This is a genomic window from Pirellulales bacterium, from assembly GCA_035533075.1.
Classification (GTDB): Bacteria; Planctomycetota; Planctomycetia; order Pirellulales; family JAICIG01; genus DASSFG01.
Map to the genome: position 1 here is coordinate 1 of DATLUO010000245.1, position 14,254 is coordinate 14,254.

A 14,254-nucleotide genomic window follows, 5' to 3' on the forward strand; every position below is an offset into this window, starting at 1 on the left:
GATCCAAAATACGGCCATCTACTCCCGCTGCCAGCGTTGAGCATCCTTGCTCTTCCATCGTCACAGCCTCCTTGATGCTTGGTTTTTGACCAAACATAAGTTATCAGGAGGCTGTGACTTGCGCAAAGACGAACGGTATTGGGCTTAAGCGACACAGCATTTTTGAAGGCTCCCCTTCGATGGAGGACCTCGAAACTGATCGGCAGACGCTGACGCGCTTGGTGGGGTGAATTCCCGATGCTCATCGTAGCTGACAGTTCGCCCCTGATCGTGCTGATCAATATCGGCCAAGTAGGGCTGCTCCCCGAACTGTTTGGTGAGGTCGTTATCCCGCCTGCGGTTGCCGAAGAGTTGCGCGCCGATAAACGGCCACCTGCCGTCCAGGCTTTTATTGCCGCGCCACCAGGCTGGCTCATCGAGCGAGTCCCTGCCGCCGTTGAACCGATCCCGGCACTGCACCCCGGGGGAGCTCGCAGCCATCAGTCTGGCGATGGAACTGAAGGCGGATTTGCTGCTCATCGACGACTCACAGGGCCGGAAAGCTGCCGCCAGCCGCCAGATTCCATTCACCGGCACAATTGGAGTGCTTGAGTTGGCTGCCGACAGAGGGCTACTTAACCTGCGCGACGCCTTTGAACGCGTGAAGCAAACCGACTTCTGGATATCGCCGGATCTGCTCGATGAGCGCCTTAAGCTTTGGCTAACTCGCAATTCGCCGCATTGACCTCCGCTCAGCGAAGCAAATGCTGCCCGCACAGCGCGCTGAGCGAGGCCTCGTCCGTCACCTGGCGGGCTTCAATCCCCTGCGCCACCAGCCGGCCGCCGTATTCTTCGAACTCGAACTGGTCGAACACGATGAGCACCCCCACCACCGCGTAACCGCGCCGCCGCAGACTTCCCAGGGCCAAGGCCGTTTCGGGCGTCACCTTGGGCAAAACCGCCACGATGGTCGCGTCCCGCGGCAGGCGGCTGATCGTCTCCAGCACGAGTTGGTCGAACGACAAGCCGTCGGTCAGCTCCACGCGGGCCAGGGTTTCCAGGATGTTCCAGAGCTGCTCGGGGCCTCGTCGCGTCGGCACCATCACCGGCCTCAAACGCTCGCTGTGATCGGCCATGTTTACGTTCTGCTGGGCCGCGGCGCGGCTGTGGTAATCGTGCGCCCATCCCTCCTGGCGGATGCGGTCGGCCGCGTCGCGCCCGTTCGTCACCAGTCCCACCTGTTGGCCCATTAGGTAAACCGCGTTGGCGATGGACGCCGCCGTGGTGACGGCCAGTTCCGACCGCAACGGCTCGTTGCTCGACGGGTACTCATCGCGGTGAAACGCCAGCATCACCGTGGCCCCGGCGATGGTCGACGGCTCATAAATCTTGCTGTGCAGCAGGCCGGTGCGGGCTGTGGCCCGCCAGTTGACGCGGTTCAGCGGGTCGCCCTCTTGATAGGGGCGCACGCCCGCGATCCGCGTCGGATCTTCATAGAGCCGGTGCGTGAGGCGAATCTCGCCCACGGGCCGGCGCGACGCCAGGTCGTAGCCGGCCAGCGGCACCAATCGCGGATAGACGAGCACAAAATGCGGTTCCGTCGCCACGCGATAACGGCGGTGCAATCCGAACAAGTCGCCCGTTTCCAGCACCACCGGCCCGAACTGATAGTAGCCGCGCATCAGAAACTCGACCTGGTAAAGCATCGTCTTCTGCCCGCCGCGGCGGAGCATGCCGATCATCAGCCGCCGGTTATGCACCTTGAGCCGCGGCGGCCGCTGCACCAAGGCCTGCCGCGGCAGACTGTCTTCGACCAACGTCCAGGCCACGGGCAGGCGGCCGCGATTGCGCACCGTCACCACCACGGCGGCCTTGTCGCCGATCTCGGCCGAATCGCAATTGCACTCCCGCGTGGCCGAGAGATTGTCGATCCAATGCCGGGCCACAAAGCGGCTGACGACCATGATGCCCAGCAGCACATACATGGCGTAGGCCAGCAGGCCGAGCTGAAAAACGACGGCCACCACGAGCACGAAGACCGCGCCCAGATACCATCTCATGAAGCGGCCGCTCCCGACGCCACCGGCACCGGCACTTCGGCCAGCACTTCCTCCAGCACCTTGGCGGCCGTCACTTTTCGCAGCCGGCTTTCGGGCTTGAGCACCAGGCGATGGTTGAGCACCGGCGCGACCATGCGCTTCACGTCGTCGGGCAGCACGAAATTGTTGCCCCGCATCGCCGCCACGGCCTGGCTGGTGCGGAACAAGGCCAGCGACGCCCGTGGACTGCCGCCCAAGGCCACGTCGTCGTGCAACCGCGTGCCATGCACGATCTCCAAAACGTAATTGCGGACCTTCTCGTCGACGTAGACTTCGCGGATCGCTTTCTGGCAGGCGATCACGTCGGCCGGCGAGACCACCGACTCGATCTGATCGACCGGGTGTCCGCGTTGCAGCCGCTCCAGCATTTTGCCTTCGTCTTCGAAGCTGGGATAGCCGAGGCTGAGCCGCACCAGGAAGCGGTCGAGCTGGGCTTCGGGCAAAGGGAATGTCCCTTCGTGATCGATGGGGTTCTGCGTGGCCACAACCAGGAACGGTCGTTCCAGCTCGTAGGTGTGCCCGTCGACGGTGACGCGGCTTTCGGCCATCGCTTCCAACAGCGCGGCCTGCGTGCGCGGAGTGGCGCGGTTGATTTCGTCGGCCAGCACGATCTGGGCGAAGAGCGGACCGGGACGAAACACGAACTCGGCGGTCTTCTGGTTGAAGATCGAGGCCCCGGTGATGTCCGAGGGCAGCAGGTCGGGCGTGCATTGCACGCGCTTGAACGAGCAAGCGATGCTCAGGGCCAGCGAGCGGGCCAGCATCGTCTTGGCGACGCCGGGCACGTCTTCCAACAGGATATGCCCTTCGCAGAAATAGGAGACGAGCGCCAGCAACACTTCTTGTCGCTTGCCGAGCACGACTTTCTCGATGTTGCCGATGATTCTTTTGGCGACGGTGCTGACGTTGATCGACATGATGAACTCGGCCGCGACAAGACCGGGAAAAGCCCTCGCGGCTTGACCGCCCGGCCAGGGCCATTATGATCGGTCGCGGAACGAGATCCTAGCGGGCAGCTCAATCACGCAATGCGCAAGCGTCGCCTGCTGCGGCCTAAAGGAGGCCCAGGTTGAATTTTATTGCTTCCTCTACGCGCTGAAGATCGCGCGATGACAATACCCCAACACGCTTCGAGGTGAACCGGCCCATGTCGATTGCGCGAAGCTGGTGGCACATAAAAATGGTTTCTTTTTGGAGGCCGTTATCGGCACTGGAAGGGACTACCACGATATTACGGAAGTGAGACGGTTTTCCGTCCGCGCTCGTTCCCGGCACCACGGTGGCAAGCGACAGTTTCCGATTGATGTCGTTGATCGACAAGACCACCACCGGTCGGGGCTTATACCCGCCCATCTCTCGACCGAATACAGGGTCGAGATAGCAGTAGTAGATTTCACCGCGCTGGGCAAGCAGTATTGATGCCATGAAGCGACCGCTCCGCCGGACGCCTACCGAGCCGATTGCTCAGGCTCTGGCTCGCCAACCTCGTCGCCGCTTATCTCGGAAAAGTCGTACACGCGGGGCCAGAAGCCTTTCTTGATCGGGGTTTCGAAGTCAAAGCCATAGCGCGCGAGCTCATTCCAATCATGGCTAAGATATACCATCGTGGCATGGAAGCTTAACCCATTGCGGACGGCGAAATCGATGAATGCCTGAACGCCCCGAAGAAACTTCGTTTCTCCCTCGGACATCGGGCCTCCCAGAACACGAAGCATATCCACCATCCGCTTCTCAAAGGCCTCGTGCGTTTCTTCCGTCTCGTCCATCTTCATCTCCGTCTCTAATACGACGTCCTGACCGGTGCCGGCCCAGCGCAGCGCACTGTGCGCCATTTGCCTCTCCGGTTCGACCGCCTACGTAAAGTATAGCGGTTCGTGACGCTGCCTCAAGAGCCACACTCGCAGACCCATAAAGCGAATCTGCGATCAACCGGCTGATTATTGTTGCGACTTCCGGCGAAGCAACCTGTCTAGCTCGCGCTCCACTTTGTTCCCGATCAGCTCTTTGGCGGTATCGCGGAGGGCCTGACGACCCAAGCTGCGCAGTTCATGTGTGTCGATCACGGGCTTCTTCAGCGTCCCCCCGATCGGCAACTGCAGCGGCTTTGAGGTGAGCAGGGCGGCAAGCGGCCCTTTGAGCAGTTTGGGATCCGAAAGCCGGATTTCGGCCATCATGGCCAGGCTCTGGTCGAAGCCGACCCAGCCATAGGTTTCGATCGACATGCGCGGCAGCTCCAAGCGCAGCCCGCGGTGATAAACCCGCCCGTCGACCAGGCGAAACTCGACTTGCGACTCGCGCGCCAGGTTCAATTGCCGAGGCTGCACGGCCGCCTCGACGCCAATGGCCTCGGCCAGCGTCGCGACCGCGGATAAGAACTGTTCCGCCAACGGACCGGGGCCGACATCGACGGTGTGCAGGGTAATCATGCCCGCCGTTTGACCTGTCGCCGGGCTGGCCAACGGGATGCGGCCACCTTCCAGGTCGAGCGAAAACTCCCCTTGCGATTCCGTGACGTCCGCCAGCACGGGCAATGCGTACTTCAACCAGGCATCGCACATTTCGGGCGTCACGCGCACATGGTCGATCGCCCGCCCGGCGTCGATTTCCAGCAACCAAGGGCGGACCGGTTGCAGCCGCGCCGCCACCTTGAATTGTCCCAAGTGCTCGGTGCCCGCCGAGGGCATGGCTGCCGCAAGGGCGATCCGGACCGGTTCGCCGTCCGCCCGCGTGCGCTTGAGATCGAGCATCACGCGCTCGAGCGTCCATTCTCGCTTGGCAGCCGGGTCGTGAACGGTCACGGTTCCATTGACGATCTCAACCTCGAAGCCGACGTTCCCCGTCTTCTTCTCGGCTTTGGCCAGTTCCGGGGCGACGACTTCTTCGACTTCGGCCGGCTTCGCCTTGAACGTCACGTCGATCGCCGGTTGATCCACGCGTAGATGCCCGAGGTCGCTTCGGTCGAAGAGCAGATCCATAAGGCTCTTGTCGATAGAAACGGCGGGGATGCTCGCCAGCCGCTGATCTAGTTCGTCGCGTAGCTCGAAGTCGGCGACGGACAGCGGCGAGAACCAACCCATCGAGAGGGAACCGATGGTGGCCCGGCCATCGACTGCGGCCGCGCGCAATGCCGCCGCCAAACCGGCGTTTTTTAGCGGCGTTTTGCAAATCACCGTGGGTGCCGCGAGCACGCCGACCGCGATCGCCGACAAGCCGACGAGCCAGCGGCGACCCCGGCGCTTGGCAACGGGCGATTTCGGTATGTCCCGGTGGGTTTCGACATCGGCGTTCGCAGGCATCGTCATGATGGTCTCCTGGCAGCGGTGCCCGCCCGATTGTAGCCGCAAAGTGAGCGTCTGGCCTAGATGGATTATTCCGCGGCGCACCCTGACCGGAAGCGTATACGCATTGCAATTCTTACAAATCGGCCGCGGAACCGCTACTCGCACGGGGGCCGACTTCTTATTGCAACCATTGTTGCTACAAGGGGTTACGTCCCGCGGTTCGCCGGCGCGACAACCGTGGCACGCAACGTGCTTTTGGGTGTGATGAACCACAACCGCCCGCAACGAGACTCAGGGGAGCCGCGACGATGGATCGACATGCGAAATTCCTGTGGATGAAGGATGTTCTGGAGCATCTCAGCGACTGTCACCATGCCTGGCAGACGGCTGGCACTGAGGATGATCGCTTTCTGGTGGAGTCGATGAAACGCGACCTCGACGAGGTCCGCCGGCTCTGCGAGTCGTTGGCGGGCGATCGCGTGGGCCAACGTTGGGCGACCAGTCGCTGACCGTATTGGTACTGGCCGCGCTCGCAACCTTGGGTTAGCCTGGAATGATCGAACTTTTTCGTTCTTTCGTTCGCGGTCGCCCATGCCCGTCCAGTTCGTCTGCTCGAATTGCCATCGCACGCTGAGTGTCGGCAGCCGCAAGGTCGGATGCACGGTCGCTTGCCCTAAGTGCGGGCAGGCGAACGTCGTGCCGCAGCCCCCGCCGCCGGCAACCGTCGAAGCGGCGGCATCGCCGGCGCCTTCGCCTGCGGCAAGCATGCCGCCTGAGGTGCCGACCGCCGAGCGTGCCGGGTCGAAGGGCGAAGCATTCGAGTTCAGCGCATTCGATGAAGTTCTGCAACTCATCGACGCCAAGCCGGCAGGTGCGGCGAAGCTGCCGGCGGTAGACGAGCCGAGCAAGCCGGCGGTCGCACCGCCGCCGCCCGTTATTTCTGTTCCTGGTGCGTCCGATCGTGGGCCGATCGCGACGGTGGCTGGTCCGCCGCCCGTGCGTAGCCCGCTTGCTCCGCAAGGGGAAAGAGCTTCAAACCTAGGTAGCCCGCTTGCTCCGCAAGGGGAAGGATCACCAGACTTAGCAGCTCTTCCTAAAGAGGAGCACCAAGCGAATGCAACGGCCTTCCGCTCACGGAGTGAGCGGGCTACGTGGTCGACCGCGATGCGGCGCGGGCAGCGACAGCCCGGCCCGGTGCTGTTGGTGACGCGCAAAGCGGTCTATGCCCAGGCGGCACTCATGGTCGGCATGATGCTGTTGGCCTTTCTCGCCGGCTGGCTCATCGGTCGCGGCAGTCAGCCAAAAGCAAGCACGGCTCCGGCCGAAACGGTCGGCGAACCCGTCGCATTGGAGGGACGCATCCTATATTCGCTCTCGCCGGGGCAATCGCTGGCCGACGAGCGGGCGGTGGTGATCGCCCTGCCGGCCGGCAAGAAGCCGGCGAAAAAGATCGCCGCGCGGGGCCTGCGGCCCGCCGATGACGACGACCTGAACGCGGCGCCCTCGGCCGAGGCGCTGCGTGCGCTCGGCGGGTCGATCGCTCGCGCCGACGAAAGCGGGCAGTTTCAGTTGGTGGTGCCGAGGCCGGGAAACTATTGGCTGCTGATTATCTCTCACCTTGCCAGCCGCCCCGACGAGTTGGCGATTGCCATGTCCGACGTGAAGGAACTGTCCGAGTACTTCGCTTCGCCGAGCGAGTTGATCGGCCAGCAACGGTACTCTTTGTCGAGTCGGCGGTTGGCCGGCGCGCCGCCCTCGATGGTTCACGAATTCGGCCCCACCGACAAGCTATGACACGTCGCTGGCTTCGTGAGAAGTCAGGCCGGCACCGCCAGAATTCTCACGTGCTTCCGCTACCCGTCGCGTTCAGCCGGCTAGAGCTTTCCGGCTTTGCGTAGATAGGCCAGCACTTCTTCGGCCAGCGTTTCGGCGTCTTTCTTGGCGGAATCGAGCACCAGTTCGGGCTTCACGGGCGCCTCGTAAGGATCGTCGATGCCGGTAAAGCCCTTCAGTTCGCCGGCACGGGCCTTCTTGTAAAGTCCTTTGGGATCGCGGGCCTCGCAGACCTCCAGCGGGGCATCGACCAGGATTTCGATGAAGTCGCCGGCCGGCATGGTGGCGCGGACGGCATCGCGGTCGCGGCGATACGGGCTGATGAAGGCGGTGAGCGTAATCAGGCCGGCGTCGCAAAACAGCTTGGCGACGGCGCCGATGCGGCGAATGTTTTCTTCGCGGTCCTGGGCGGAAAAGCCGAGGCCGAAGCGTTTGGCGAACTCGTCGCCGTGCCGTTCCTTGAGCATGCCCGGCCCGGCGTTGAGGCCGTGCCGCACGTTGTCGCCGTCGAGCACGAAGCTGTGCTTGCCCTGCGAGTGGAGCTTGTGATCGACCAGATTGGCGATGGTGCTCTTGCCGCAACCGCTCAGCCCGGTAAACCAGATCACGCAGCCTTTGTGGCCGTGAAGCCGCTCGCGTTCTTCTCGTGTCACGCTATGTTCGTGCCAATGGACGTTCGTATCGTTCGACATGGCGGTTGGTCAGTCCTCGTACTCGGAAAGGATCTTATATCTCCAGCAAACGACCCATCCTAACAACCGCCGGGAGCGGCGAAAAGGCGTGTTTCTGCGGCGGTGAACAAGCGGGTTGCGGCTCAAGCCTACGGCGTGTCGATCAGTGTGACTTCCAGCCGCATGCCCACCGCGTCGGCATACCTGACCAGCGTCTGGACCGTTGGATTCGGCCGCTCGCCACTTTCGAGCTTCGATAGCGCAGAGCGGTCCATGCCCGTGCGCTCGCTCAGGTCGGCGAGGCTCAGGCCCTTATCTTCGCGCGCGGCCTTCAGTTGTTTCAGTACGTCATCAATTTTGTCCAACGCCGCAACGCGTTGGTAATGGCGATCGAGCAATTCCGGCAGTTCCTCTGCGACCTGATCTCGAATTGCTTGATACTTGGCTGCTTCCTCAGCCGTGAGATGCCGCTGACGAGTGATACGCTTCATCGCTCTTGCCTCCTCGGCACGTCGTAAGCCGTCACCGGGTAAATTGTGTCTTCGTCGATTTGTTCGTAGACAATCAGCAGGTGTCGACCGCTGGCCGTTTCGCCGAATCGAACCGGTCGGCCGGACGATCGGCTAACATCTTCGTCGGTTGGGTTCTCGATTGCTTCCTCGACCTCTTCTTTCGTCACATCGTGCTCGGCACAGTGCTGCACGTTGCCGTCGAGGTCGTCGTCGAGATCCCAAAGGATTGAGATTGAGTGGAATGCCATGGTCGGGCTCTCGCTTCCAGGGAATTATAATACAACAGACGTGGACTTGCCAGTCGTTGTCGCATTCGGCATCCTTCCCGTTTCACTACTCACCCGCATCTGACGCTTTCGTAATCTCATCGGCGAGCGACGTGCCCGTCACCCCAGGCTCCGCCTTGACCCAGCGGCACTCGCTTAAGCTGCGAAACCACGTGAGCTGCCGCTTGGCGAATTGGCGCGTGCGGGTTTTCACCAGTTCGATCGTATCGATAAGCGGCCGGCGGCCGTCGAGATGTTCGAGCACCTCGCGATAGCCCAGCGCCTGGTGGGCCGTGCGGCTCAGTCGCTTGTCCGAGGCCAGCAAGCCGCGGACTTCATCGACCAGGCCCGCGGCGAACATCGCCTCGACGCGAGCGTCGATCCGGCGATAAAGCTCGTCACGCGGCCAGTCGAGCACGAACACACGGCACGCGCTCGCCGGACGCGCGCGGTCGAACTGCTGCTGCCAATCGCTGATCGGGCGGCCGGTCTTCTCCCACACCTCCAAGGCGCGAACCACGCGTCGCACATCACGGGCGTGCAACCGCTGGGCGGCCACGGGATCGACCTCGACCAGCCGAGCGTGCAGCCAGTCGGTGCCGTGCTGCTCGGCTTCGGCCAACAAGCGGCGGCGGAACTCCCAATCGGCCGGCGGCCCCACGAAGATGCCGCGCAACAACGCTTTGAGATAGAGCGGCGTGCCGCCCACGAACAGCACTTCACGTCCGCGGTCGCGCACCTCGGCCGCCAGCGTTTCGGCGGCGGAGACATACTCGGCCAAACTAAAATCCTGGTCGGGCTGGACGAGGTCGATCAGGTGGTGCGTCACTTGCCCGCGTTCGTCGGGCGAGGGCTTGGCCGTGCCGATGTCGAGGCCGCGATAGACGGCCATCGAATCGAGCGAGAAGATTTCGGCGTTCAGCCGCCGGGCCAGCTCCAAGCCGACGGCCGTCTTGCCGCTGGCGGTGGGGCCGGTCAGAAACCAGCAGTCGGCCAAAGGCGTGGGAGCCGAGATGGCGGGTTCGTGACGGGACTCGCTTTTCACTTGACGACTTCCCTTGACGGCGGGCGCTCGGCGCGAAGTAATAGAGGTTCTTTGATTCTCGCCGCAAATCCACCGAGGGAAAGGGCCGATCGTTGAGCGAACCACAGACCGTGCTGACCCGCCTGATGGCCACCATTGAAGACCGCCAGGCGAATCCCTCCGAAAAATCCTACACCAGCCAGCTCCTGACGGCCGGAGTGGCCAAGATCGGAGCCAAAATCACAGAAGAGGCCGCCGAGGTCGTCGAAGCGGCGGGCGAATCCGGCGACGCCGGCCGCGAGCACCTGGTGCGCGAAGCCGCCGACCTGGTCTATCATCTGCTCGTGATGCTGGCCCACTGTGGCAGCAGCCTGACCGCCGTCGAGGCTGAGCTGGCCCGCCGCTTTGGCATTTCGGGCCTGGAAGAAAAGGCCGGCCGCGCGTAGCTGCGCGCGAGGCGAAACGCCTATCGCCTCGCTCCTGACGCCTGAAACCCGACGCCGGCCAGCACGATATCGCCGCGCACGACACCCTCGATCGGCACCGCTTTTTCGTGGGCGGCCAGCATGCGGCCTTCGGGCATGCGCCATAGGGCCATTCGCGAGCGCGTCGAAAGCACCGAGCCTTGGCCCGTCCAATGCAGTCCGGCAAGCAGCGGGCCGGGCCGGACCGGGCCATGATAGACGATCAACGCCGCGGCCGAACGCAGCACGAAGGCGCAGTCGAGGGCTTCAACGTCGAGTTGCCCCAACTGCCGAGGAAGCCGGTCGCAGCCGACCGACAGCACGGAACTCGCACCGCGCACGGTCACGTGCGACAACGTTAGCGTCACTGCTTCGTCGGCTTCGGGAGGCCGGTCGAGTTCGACAAATGGGCCCGGTCCTGGGTGCAAGACGTTGTCGAGCCGGCAAGTCATGCTCTCCACAACGCGGCAGCCCACCGCCGTGGCAACGTGGTTGAACGTCGTATTACGGATCTCTAACTCGCCGGAGATGGAATCCGGGCCGCCAGGCTCGCGGTTCCAAGCGATGGCAAGGGGAAGGCTGCTCGATTCCGCGTTTCCGCCATCGAAGGTGCAGCCGTCAAAGGTCGTCTGTGCGCCGTGCAGCGTCAGCATCGCCCGGCCAGGCAAAAGCGGCTCGCCAGCGATAAAGTCGACGTTTTCGAATGCGATCTCGTCGGCCGCGACAACCAGACCTTCGGCGGGCACATCAATCACCGGCCGGCGAGCGGCATCGCCGCGGACGGTTTGCCCCGCTGCCAGACTGGCGATTTCCAGCGGCGGGTCATCCGCCGAGAGACCGATAACCTCCGCGACCTCACGCGGCTCGGGCAAACCCGCTTCGGTCGGTTCCGGGCGTTCTTCCTGTACCTCTTCCTCCGTCCACGGTTGCTCGTCGGTCCGTTCTGCTTGTGGCTCGGTATGCGTCTCCTCCGCCTCGATTGTCTCCACCACGAGTGGCCGGGCGGGACGTGTCGGCATCCGATTCCTCTCTCCTGTGACGCGGGCGGCGACCGTTTTTACGGGCGGACTACCCTGTTCGGAACCATGCCTCCAACGGGCGACGCTCGGCCAGGCGATCAGCAGGCCGGCCACCATCGCCCCCGCGGCGGCGGCAATCCAGGTGCTTTTGCTCGGCCAATGCCGCCAACGGCCGCCCGCGACGGCGGTTGGCGCGTGCTCGGTCGGTCGGTCGAGTCCGTCGAGCGTCGACGGTGCTGGCAGAGGATCCTTCACGGGGTCGCTAGCTAACAGAAACGCCCGCCGCGAGCAAGATCACTCGATTTCCAGGATCACCTCGATCTCGACGGCGATGTTGCCCGGCAACGAGCCCATTCCCACGGCACTGCGGGCCCCCACGCCGTTTTCTTTGCCGAAAACGTCGGCAAACAGCTCGCTGAAGCCGTTGATGACCGCCGGGTGCTGTTGAAAGTCGGGCGAGGCGTTGACCATGCCCAGCGTTTTTACCACGCGGCGAATGCGGTCGAGGCTGCCCAGCCGGGCTTTTAACGACGCCAGAATCGCCAGGCCCGTCTGCCGCGCCGCCTGGTAGCCGGCCTGCTGATCGAGATCGGCGCCGACGCGGCCGGTAATCATGGTGCCGTCGGGCTTGAGCGGGCCGTGGCCGGAGACGTAGCAAAGGTTGCCGACCAGCAGCACCGGCTGATACACGCCCGCCGGCTTGGGCGCCGGCGGAAATTCCAGACCAAGTTCGTGAACGCGTTTTTCTGCACTCATGGAGACTCCTTGTAGGGTTCAGGGTTCAGGGTTCAGGGTTCAGTACACTTCGCCTGGGTCGAAAACCCGCTCGCCCACCACCATCAACCCCGCCGAGGTGACTTCTCGAAAAAAACAGCTCCGATACCCCTCGTGGCAGGCGGCGCCTCCGCGCTGGTTGACCTTCAGCAAAATGGTGTCGCCGTCGCAATCGACATGAATGGCACGCACCTGCTGCGTGTGGCCGCTTTCTTCGCCTTTCCGCCATAAACGGTTCCGGCTGCGGCTGAAGTACACGGCCTCGCCGCTGGCCAACGTGCGGGCAAAGCTTTCGGCATTCATGTAGGCCAGCATCAAGACCTCGCCGGTATCGGCGTCTTGAGCGATGGCGGGCAGCAGGCCGTCGCCCTTGGAAAAATCGGGAACGGCCGGAGAGGCATGGGTCATGGTCGAAAGCGGGTTAGACGAAACCATTAGCATAACCGCACCTCGCGTGGCTGGCCACCGCTGGAGTTATTCGTCGTTTTCCTTTCGGCGCGTCGTTCCGGCACACGTCCGCCGTCCGATACAGGCCGCGTCATAGTCGTCTTGCCGCCGCGCCTACAGTTCGCCATGTCCGGTGTCCGATGGCTAGGCTGGTACGTTCCTTCTGGAGGAAGCGCGGCATTGAAGACCTCGTTAAGCGCCCTGGTTCCGGTCACCAACAGCCAATCGACGGTCGGTCCGTTGGTTTCACAACTCCTTGAGGTGATGTCGGAGTTGACCGACCGTTTCGAGTTGCTGGTGATCGACAACGGCTCGACCGACGCCACGGCGGAAGTGATCGCCGACCTGGCCCTGCTTTATCCGCAACTGAGCCAGGTCGTGCTGGCCGCGCCGGCCGACCGCGCCACGTTGATGCGTCAGGGGATGCTGCGCAGCAGCGGCGACGTGGTGCTCTATCGCAGCGAAACCTGCGCCGGCGGGCCGGGAGCGCTGAACCTGTTATGGCATGCCCTGCGATTGGGCGACGTCGCAATCGCTCGGCGCGGCGGACCGGCCCTGCTGGGGGCGATCCCTCCGTTGCCCAGCGAAGGGCCGGTCACGGAACCCGATTGGCATATGGCGCGGCGCTGCGTGCTCGACGGCTGGCTGCGGACGCAGTCCAGCCGCGACTGGGCCGACTTTCTGGCGGCACGCGGGTTCGCCGTGCAGGAGATCGATTCCCGCTGGATCGGTCCGCGGCCCTCTTGGCGATCGGGCGTTTCGGTGCAGCTTCCGGCGGCGCACGTCCAGCGGCGCGACTCGGCAGCCTCGCAGGCGACCCGACCGACGCGGCGGCCCAACTACCTCGACCGCCTCAAAGCGTTTGCGCTGGGCGAGTAGTCGTCGCCGCCAGCAGCTCCTCGGATCCCGGCCGAAGGCCATCCGTGCGGCCGGCGAAGTAGCGCTGGGTAAGAACGCCTGCCGACACGTGCCGGCCTGTTCCACGACCAGATCCCCAATGAAGCAAGCGCGGGCCACGATGGATGCTCGGAAGCGGCCCGTGGCCTGCGTCGCACCGAAGGTGCGTAATTCGATAGCCCAGGGTGCAACCCCAGGTGGACGTGCCCAATGCAACATCGTAGCCCTGAAAGGGGCGTCATTCCCCGCGCCAGTCGCGATCGCGGCCCATTCACGTCACCGCACACAGAATCCGGTTCGCTGGGCATGGTGGGCCCATCGCGCAGCGCGCTGCGCCTTCGGAACGGCCCCATCGCAAGGCGCAGCGCGCTGCGCGTCGCGACGGAGGTCGGCCTCTGCGTGCTGCTCGATTTCACACCGCGCGGGACCTTGGCATGCGGTGGTCCCCGCTGCTCGGGCGCAGCGCGCTGCGCGTCCCAATGGCCCCCCTTGTTGGCCAAACGGCGCAGCGCGCTGCGCGTTGCGGCAACCGATACATCAAATCGGCTACACCTTCTCGGTGCCCGCCTGCCGCGAACGGCCGACGAAGCTGTCGCCCGACAAACTGGCCACGCGCTGGCGGCAATCGGCGCAGGACTCCAGGTGCCGGCTCACCATTTCGGCGCCGACCGCGTCGAGCTTGCCGAGGCCGAAATCGGTCAGAAGCGAGTCGAATGGGCATTGAGTGGCGTTCGTCGTGTTCATCGGTCACTATCCATCGTAACGGAATTGTCCACCGCCCCGATGAATGACAGAAACATTCCTGGCAGAAAGATAAGGCAGGTCAAAACCCATTTTTCTATCATGAATGTTTCTGGTGCGCCAGGGAAGCTTGGTTGATCTTGTTAGCTGAAAGGAGCTGACCATGTGAAATTGCTCGTTCGACATGTAGCCGATCCAGCAGTCGAGTAGGGCAACCTCTCGGCTGGAGCCTGGAAAGGCGAAGACG

The 14,254-nt window shown here is 63.6% G+C and carries 19 protein-coding genes; 5 read left to right on the top strand and 14 right to left on the bottom strand.

The genetic code is table 11. From position 1 onward, the window contains the following. The first annotated feature begins 490 nt into the window (after nucleotides 1-490). A complete protein-coding gene (locus VNH11_30435; protein ID HVA50702.1) occupies nucleotides 491-724 on the top strand; it encodes a DUF3368 domain-containing protein in 234 nt (77 codons plus the stop codon). Nucleotides 725-731: 7 nt separating this feature from the next. On the opposite strand, the gene VNH11_30440 is transcribed toward VNH11_30435, so the two are convergent. From VNH11_30440 to VNH11_30460, 5 genes are all read right to left on the bottom strand, one after another. Then, nucleotides 732-2,039 (bottom strand): DUF58 domain-containing protein, encoded by a 1,308-nt coding sequence (locus VNH11_30440; protein ID HVA50703.1) that lies wholly within the window; start codon nucleotides 2,037-2,039, stop codon nucleotides 732-734. Then, complete coding sequence (locus VNH11_30445) at nucleotides 2,036-2,995, bottom strand: MoxR family ATPase (protein HVA50704.1); 960 nt, start codon at nucleotides 2,993-2,995, stop codon at nucleotides 2,036-2,038. The genes VNH11_30440 and VNH11_30445 overlap by 4 nt, the downstream gene beginning before the upstream one ends. Nucleotides 2,996-3,131: 136 nt before the next feature. Then, nucleotides 3,132-3,503 (bottom strand): type II toxin-antitoxin system PemK/MazF family toxin, encoded by a 372-nt coding sequence (locus VNH11_30450; protein HVA50705.1) that lies wholly within the window; start codon nucleotides 3,501-3,503, stop codon nucleotides 3,132-3,134. Between the two features lie 23 nt (nucleotides 3,504-3,526). Continuing rightward, nucleotides 3,527-3,910: a hypothetical protein gene (locus VNH11_30455; protein HVA50706.1), complete on the bottom strand. Its 384-nt coding sequence runs from the start codon at nucleotides 3,908-3,910 to the stop codon at nucleotides 3,527-3,529. A 105-nt stretch (nucleotides 3,911-4,015) separates the two neighbouring features. Then, on the bottom strand, nucleotides 4,016-5,380 hold the full coding sequence (locus VNH11_30460) for a hypothetical protein (protein ID HVA50707.1): 1,365 nt from the start codon (nucleotides 5,378-5,380) through the stop codon (nucleotides 4,016-4,018). A gap of 287 nt (nucleotides 5,381-5,667) precedes the next feature. Here VNH11_30460 and VNH11_30465 point away from each other — a divergent pair, with 287 nt between their 5' ends. Continuing rightward, nucleotides 5,668-5,868, top strand: coding sequence for a hypothetical protein (locus VNH11_30465; protein HVA50708.1), 201 nt, complete (start codon nucleotides 5,668-5,670; stop codon nucleotides 5,866-5,868). Between the two features lie 82 nt (nucleotides 5,869-5,950). Next, nucleotides 5,951-7,153: a hypothetical protein gene (locus VNH11_30470; protein ID HVA50709.1), complete on the top strand. Its 1,203-nt coding sequence runs from the start codon at nucleotides 5,951-5,953 to the stop codon at nucleotides 7,151-7,153. Between the two features lie 80 nt (nucleotides 7,154-7,233). On the opposite strand, the gene cysC is transcribed toward VNH11_30470, so the two are convergent. The 4 genes from cysC to miaA all read right to left on the bottom strand — a co-directional run bounded on the left by cysC (nucleotide 7,234) and on the right by miaA (nucleotide 9,686). After that, a complete protein-coding gene (cysC, locus tag VNH11_30475; protein HVA50710.1) occupies nucleotides 7,234-7,884 on the bottom strand; it encodes an adenylyl-sulfate kinase in 651 nt (216 codons plus the stop codon). Between the two features lie 128 nt (nucleotides 7,885-8,012). Next, on the bottom strand, nucleotides 8,013-8,354 hold the full coding sequence (locus VNH11_30480) for a helix-turn-helix transcriptional regulator (protein HVA50711.1): 342 nt from the start codon (nucleotides 8,352-8,354) through the stop codon (nucleotides 8,013-8,015). Next, nucleotides 8,351-8,623 carry a hypothetical protein gene (locus VNH11_30485; GenBank protein HVA50712.1) on the bottom strand — a complete coding sequence of 91 codons (273 nt, stop codon included), beginning with the start codon at nucleotides 8,621-8,623 and terminating at the stop codon, nucleotides 8,351-8,353. The genes VNH11_30480 and VNH11_30485 overlap by 4 nt, the downstream gene beginning before the upstream one ends. 85 nt (nucleotides 8,624-8,708) lie before the next feature. Next, nucleotides 8,709-9,686, bottom strand: a complete 978-nt coding sequence (miaA, locus tag VNH11_30490; GenBank protein HVA50713.1) for a tRNA (adenosine(37)-N6)-dimethylallyltransferase MiaA — start codon at nucleotides 9,684-9,686, stop codon at nucleotides 8,709-8,711. 92 nt (nucleotides 9,687-9,778) lie between these two features. On the opposite strand from miaA, the gene VNH11_30495 reads away from it, so the two are divergent. After that, entirely contained in the window at nucleotides 9,779-10,111 is a 333-nt protein-coding gene (locus VNH11_30495; GenBank protein HVA50714.1) for a phosphoribosyl-ATP diphosphatase, read from the top strand. A 20-nt stretch (nucleotides 10,112-10,131) separates the two neighbouring features. On the opposite strand, the gene VNH11_30500 is transcribed toward VNH11_30495, so the two are convergent. Genes VNH11_30500 through hisI form a run of 3 tightly spaced genes read right to left on the bottom strand, consistent with a single transcriptional unit; the run spans nucleotide 10,132 to nucleotide 12,330 of the window. Then, a complete protein-coding gene (locus VNH11_30500; GenBank protein HVA50715.1) occupies nucleotides 10,132-11,403 on the bottom strand; it encodes a hypothetical protein in 1,272 nt (423 codons plus the stop codon). Between the two features lie 39 nt (nucleotides 11,404-11,442). Next, nucleotides 11,443-11,904 carry a RidA family protein gene (locus VNH11_30505; protein HVA50716.1) on the bottom strand — a complete coding sequence of 154 codons (462 nt, stop codon included), beginning with the start codon at nucleotides 11,902-11,904 and terminating at the stop codon, nucleotides 11,443-11,445. Between the two features lie 39 nt (nucleotides 11,905-11,943). Continuing rightward, entirely contained in the window at nucleotides 11,944-12,330 is a 387-nt protein-coding gene (gene hisI, locus VNH11_30510) for a phosphoribosyl-AMP cyclohydrolase (GenBank protein HVA50717.1), read from the bottom strand. A 219-nt stretch (nucleotides 12,331-12,549) separates the two neighbouring features. Here hisI and VNH11_30515 point away from each other — a divergent pair, with 219 nt between their 5' ends. Then, nucleotides 12,550-13,248, top strand: a complete 699-nt coding sequence (locus VNH11_30515; protein HVA50718.1) for a glycosyltransferase — start codon at nucleotides 12,550-12,552, stop codon at nucleotides 13,246-13,248. A 564-nt stretch (nucleotides 13,249-13,812) separates the two neighbouring features. Here VNH11_30515 and VNH11_30520 read toward each other — a convergent pair. Together VNH11_30520 and VNH11_30525 are read right to left on the bottom strand one after the other, a co-directional pair. After that, entirely contained in the window at nucleotides 13,813-14,010 is a 198-nt protein-coding gene (locus tag VNH11_30520; protein ID HVA50719.1) for a zf-HC2 domain-containing protein, read from the bottom strand. Nucleotides 14,011-14,016: 6 nt separating this feature from the next. Further along, nucleotides 14,017-14,254 (bottom strand): hypothetical protein (locus VNH11_30525; protein HVA50720.1); only part of this gene is annotated, 238 nt, incomplete at its 5' end.

Excerpts from the sequence above, each read along its gene's own strand:
- VNH11_30460 (HVA50707.1), bottom strand. The coding sequence starts at position 5,380 with ATGACGATGCCTGCGAACGCCGATGTCGAAACCCACCGGGACATACCG.
- VNH11_30520 (HVA50719.1), bottom strand. The coding sequence starts at position 14,010 with ATGAACACGACGAACGCCACTCAATGCCCATTCGACTCGCTTCTGACC.
- VNH11_30445 (HVA50704.1), bottom strand. The coding sequence starts at position 2,995 with ATGTCGATCAACGTCAGCACCGTCGCCAAAAGAATCATCGGCAACATC.
- VNH11_30485 (HVA50712.1), bottom strand. The coding sequence starts at position 8,623 with ATGGCATTCCACTCAATCTCAATCCTTTGGGATCTCGACGACGACCTC.
- VNH11_30505 (HVA50716.1), bottom strand. The coding sequence starts at position 11,904 with ATGAGTGCAGAAAAACGCGTTCACGAACTTGGTCTGGAATTTCCGCCG.
- VNH11_30470 (HVA50709.1), top strand. The coding sequence starts at position 5,951 with ATGCCCGTCCAGTTCGTCTGCTCGAATTGCCATCGCACGCTGAGTGTC.
- cysC (HVA50710.1), bottom strand. The coding sequence starts at position 7,884 with ATGTCGAACGATACGAACGTCCATTGGCACGAACATAGCGTGACACGA.
- VNH11_30480 (HVA50711.1), bottom strand. The coding sequence starts at position 8,354 with ATGAAGCGTATCACTCGTCAGCGGCATCTCACGGCTGAGGAAGCAGCC.
- hisI (HVA50717.1), bottom strand. The coding sequence starts at position 12,330 with ATGACCCATGCCTCTCCGGCCGTTCCCGATTTTTCCAAGGGCGACGGC.
- VNH11_30455 (HVA50706.1), bottom strand. The coding sequence starts at position 3,910 with ATGGCGCACAGTGCGCTGCGCTGGGCCGGCACCGGTCAGGACGTCGTA.
- VNH11_30465 (HVA50708.1), top strand. The coding sequence starts at position 5,668 with ATGGATCGACATGCGAAATTCCTGTGGATGAAGGATGTTCTGGAGCAT.
- VNH11_30450 (HVA50705.1), bottom strand. The coding sequence starts at position 3,503 with ATGGCATCAATACTGCTTGCCCAGCGCGGTGAAATCTACTACTGCTAT.
- VNH11_30440 (HVA50703.1), bottom strand. The coding sequence starts at position 2,039 with ATGAGATGGTATCTGGGCGCGGTCTTCGTGCTCGTGGTGGCCGTCGTT.
- VNH11_30435 (HVA50702.1), top strand. The coding sequence starts at position 491 with ATGGAACTGAAGGCGGATTTGCTGCTCATCGACGACTCACAGGGCCGG.